Source organism: Amycolatopsis sp. NPDC043885, assembly GCF_056435685.1.
This window is the reverse complement of the sequence record NZ_JBWKEA010000015.1, coordinates 1-3,973: the sequence shown is the minus strand read 5'-3', so window position 1 is coordinate 3,973 and position 3,973 is coordinate 1. Positions and strand designations below refer to the sequence as shown.

General features: G+C 69.1%; 4 protein-coding genes. 3 read left to right on the top strand and 1 reads right to left on the bottom strand.

What is annotated here, in order from left to right:
- Window positions 1–487: 487 nt before the first annotated feature.
- Window positions 488–901, bottom strand: a complete 414-nt coding sequence (locus AC069I_RS32350; protein ID WP_478229798.1) for a hypothetical protein — start codon at window positions 899–901, stop codon at window positions 488–490.
- A gap of 185 nt (window positions 902–1,086) precedes the next feature.
- Between AC069I_RS32350 and AC069I_RS32345 the strand changes: the two genes are divergently transcribed.
- From AC069I_RS32345 to AC069I_RS32335, 3 genes are all read left to right on the top strand, one after another.
- Window positions 1,087–1,800 carry a Crp/Fnr family transcriptional regulator gene (locus tag AC069I_RS32345; RefSeq protein WP_478229797.1) on the top strand — a complete coding sequence of 238 codons (714 nt, stop codon included), beginning with the start codon at window positions 1,087–1,089 and terminating at the stop codon, window positions 1,798–1,800.
- Window positions 1,801–1,877: 77 nt separating this feature from the next.
- A complete protein-coding gene (locus AC069I_RS32340; protein WP_340684921.1) occupies window positions 1,878–2,075 on the top strand; it encodes a hypothetical protein in 198 nt (65 codons plus the stop codon).
- Window positions 2,076–2,101: 26 nt separating this feature from the next.
- A complete protein-coding gene (locus AC069I_RS32335) occupies window positions 2,102–3,892 on the top strand; it encodes an aKG-HExxH-type peptide beta-hydroxylase (RefSeq protein WP_478267104.1) in 1,791 nt (596 codons plus the stop codon).
- Window positions 3,893–3,973 lie beyond the last annotated feature (81 nt).

Sequence of the window (3,973 nt, the reverse complement as noted above, 5' to 3'; positions counted from 1 at the left end):
GGTCCCTTTTTGGGGGGTTCCACCGTGGGGGGGGGGGGGTTCGGATTGTTTTTCCTGTTTCCCACCAAAAACCCCCCCCCACGACCCCCTCGCAAAATCGCCCATCCGGGCATCACTCGGACATTGAGTCAGCGGAAAGTATCCTTGGTGGACACTCGGGGGCGCGGTCAGCTCCTGTCGGCCAGTCCAGAACCACGGCCGCGAAGGCCGCCTCTGCCTTGAGCCAGTGAAGGGGTCCTTCACCGCAGAGGCCCGAACGGCCGGTACTCGTGATCCGACGGACGACTCGCGTGATCCGGCAGACGACTCGCGCACGCCCGGGTTCCGCCGTGTGTCGTCCATCCAGTCACGCGAAACCCGCGCAACGGCACCGAACACACCGCCAGTTTCCAACTCCCCCACCGATCACGCGGCGGAAACCGTGGTGGGGGCCGCCCCCCCTTGAGCGTCCCCCACCCGGTTCACCCGGCCGGCAACCGGCCGGACGTCATTTCGTGTCGCCGTCCGGACGCCCGGACAACGCCGCCACCGCGAGCACCATGACGACAGGCCAGATCACGGCCATCAACGCGATCCCGCCGACGGTGATCGCCGTGACCGAAGCCGCCGTCGCGATCAGCCCGCCGACGGGTGACACGTAACAAAATCCCAACGGGCCCAGAAAGAGCACCCACGACAACGCCACTTTCACCGATTTGGCGGGCGGGCGCGGAACCGGATACCGCCCCGGGCCGACGACCTCCTGATCGTCGCCCTGGTACCACCCGCCGGACATCAGCGGCGGGTGCGGCGCGAAGAAAGCCGGTCTTCGGCCGAACGCCTTGGGCGTCCGCGGATTCGGTACGGCCGGCTCACGCCGGTGATCCTTCGGCCGTCCCATGACACTTTCGGCGCTGCGCATGACGTCCTCCCCTGTCGCCGGCCCCAGGCCTGGTGAAGTCACCCCTTGCCTGGCACAATTACCGGTTGCGGTGCGAAACTTCCGGGTCGTTCTGCCCACTGACCATGCTGACGAGTCGGGGGAGTGGCTGATGCGTCAAATGGAACACAGCGCGAATCCGGCCCCCGGCGATCCGGAGGGCCAGGATGACCGGTTCTCCAACGGGTGATCACGGGGGCTTCGGAACCTGGGGGCGGCTGACGCCCGCGGAGCAGGCCGCTCTCCGGCGCGCGGGCCATGTGAAGGTGTGGCGGCCAGGGCAGATCCTCGCCCTCCAGGGCAGTCCGCCCACCAGTATGTTCGTCGTCCTCCACGGCTGGGTGAAGATCAGCGCCACCAACTATCGCGGCGAGGACGCGCCGCTCGCCGCCCGCGGCCCCGCGGAGATCGTGGGCGAGCTGGCACCGATCAGCGGACTCCCCCGGTCCGCCACCATGTCGGCGATCGACGAGGTGCGCACCCTCGTCGTGCCGAGGGAGAAGTTCCTCGGCGTCCTGCGGGACCGGCCGCGTATCGCGGAAGAGATCTTCCGTACCGCGGCGATCCGGCTGCAGCAGTCCGACAGGCTGCGACTCGAAGCCGGCGGGCCGGATTTCCCGCAACGCCTCGCCGCGGTCCTCCTGGAATTGGCGTTGCAGCACGCCGTCGACTGGACGGACGGGCAGCAGGTCGATCTCCGGTTCAACCAAGGGGAATTGGCGGGCTTCGCGCGCGTCTCACGCAGCACCCTGATCCGCGGCCTCGAAGAACTCCGGCGGCTGGGTGTCGTGCGCACCGCGCGTCAGCGCGTCACCATCACCCGTCCTCGCGCCTTACGGGAATTGGCGGCCGGGCGGCCACCGCCGCCCGTCGAGGCCTGATCGGTCACGAAATCTCGGCTATCCTTGTCGAGGTTCAACTCTCGCAACCGTTTCACGGGGTGGAGGGAATCGGCACGATGAGTTCTTTCTCGGCGAACACCGAACCGGACATCGAATCGGCGTTGATCGATCTCGACGCGGTCTCCTTCACCGCGTTGCGGGAGCTGGACGGGGAAGCCTTCCGCCAGTCGGCGCACCACGTCGTCGAACGCACGACCCTCGTCCGCGCACGCTACAGAAGCGGAAACCCCTCCGGTGGCGAGCGCATCGACTGATGTCGCCGCCTGCCGAGGTTCGCCCCGTGTTCCACCGGTTGTCGTGGCGGGACTTCGACGCGCTGGCGCGCCTTGACGGCGACGAGGAAATGGCCCGGCGGCTGCGGCGGGCCGAGCGAAGCCGTCGCAAACTGCTGATCCACTCGTTGCTGACCGAGGCCACGAAGACAGTGGATCATTCGGGTCCCCTGCCACCGTTGGATTCCGCCTGGGAACTGCTCGCACGTGCGGAAGCACGAGCACCCAAGGCAGTGAACCGGATGCTCACCAACCCGTACACCGGCAGCTGGGCGGGCTACACGACTCGTTTGCTACGCAACGGAATCGACGGCATCGGTCCTTTGTGGATGCATCTGGGCCACGCGCACGCGATCGCGGCGGCAGCGGCGATCCGGGCGGAGCTCGACTTCGAGACGGCCATCCCGGCCTGGCACGGCAACGCCATGCTCCCTTCCCTCGGCATGGCGAGATTTCCCGGTACCGCGGCGTTTTCTTCGGCCGTCGTACGAGGCGAGAACGGCCGGTACCTCATCTCGAACGCCGAAACGACGGTCCGCCTGCCCGGCTCGCCCGACGCCGATGCCCCGGGCTGGTGGGGAATCCGGCGAGTCCGGAGCCAGGTCGGCGCGCACCGGTTCTCCCTGTGGCTGGACGATCTCGACCCCTATCGGGGGCTCTACGAACCGGTCCCACCGGAAAGGCTGCCTGGCAAGGAATTGGCGGATTGGCAACGGCTGATCGACGAAGCGTGCCGCCTGATCACCGCCCATCTCCCCGGTTTGGCCCGCATCATGCCCGTGGGGCTCGCCTCATTGGTGCCGAAACCCCAGGTGCTCTTCCGGAATCCGAGCGCGTCGACCGGGGAGGCGTTCGGCAGCGCGGTGGTCGGCCTGCCCGCCGACGGCGCGTCCCTCGCGGAGACCTTGATCCACGAGTTCCAGCACATCGTGCTCGGCGGTCTGCTGCATCTGGTCGAATTGTACGAGCCGGATCCCCGTGAACGGATCTACGTGACGTGGCGGGATGATCCACGGCCCGTGAGCGGTGCCCTGCAAGGGGTCTACGCCTTCTTCGGGGTCACCGCGTTCTGGCGCGCGCTGGCCCATGCCGGTCACAGCCCCCGGCGCTCCGGCTTCGAATTCGCGTTCTGGCGCGAGCAGACGTGGCACACCTTGCGGGTCCTGCGCGCGGACCCGACACTGACCGACGCCGGACGCCGGTTCCTCGATGACATAGCCGAACGCCTCGGCCCCTGGCAGGACGAGCCCGTGCCGGCGGAGGCGGGCGAACTGGCCGCGGCCGCCGGCCGGGATCACCTCGCCGGCTGGCGGGCCCGCCACCTGCGGCCGGACCCGGCCGTGGTGACCGAGCTGGCGGCGGCATGGCTCAGTGGCAGGCCGAGGCCACCCGCCACACTCGACGCCCCGGACCTTCCCCCGACTCCGGTACCGGACGGAGCCTGGTCCCACGCCAGAACGGACCTGATCCGGCTCGCCGTCGGTGGCACACCGCTGTCGCCGGACGGACGCCCGCCGGCGGTGCCCGGCGCCACCGCCGCGGACCTCGCTTACACCGCGGGCGATTTCCTCGAAGCAATCCGGGGCTACCGGCGGGAACTCGCCACGGACCCGGACCGGCCGAACTCCCTGGTCGGGCTGGGCCTCGCGCTCGCCGCACGAGGCCAACACCCCGCCGCCCGCGCCTTGCTGCACTGCCCCGAACTCGTCCGGGCCGTGCATCGGCCCTTGCGAGCCGTTCCACGGCCACCGACCGTGGAACAGCTCGCCGCCTGGATCGGGCAGTTTGTTCCTGGTTGAGTCACATCAGGATCGGGTCGATGTCGCAGTTGGCGCGGGCGCCTCGGCCTGCTGCTTGTGTTCCGGGGTGGGCCTCGCCCA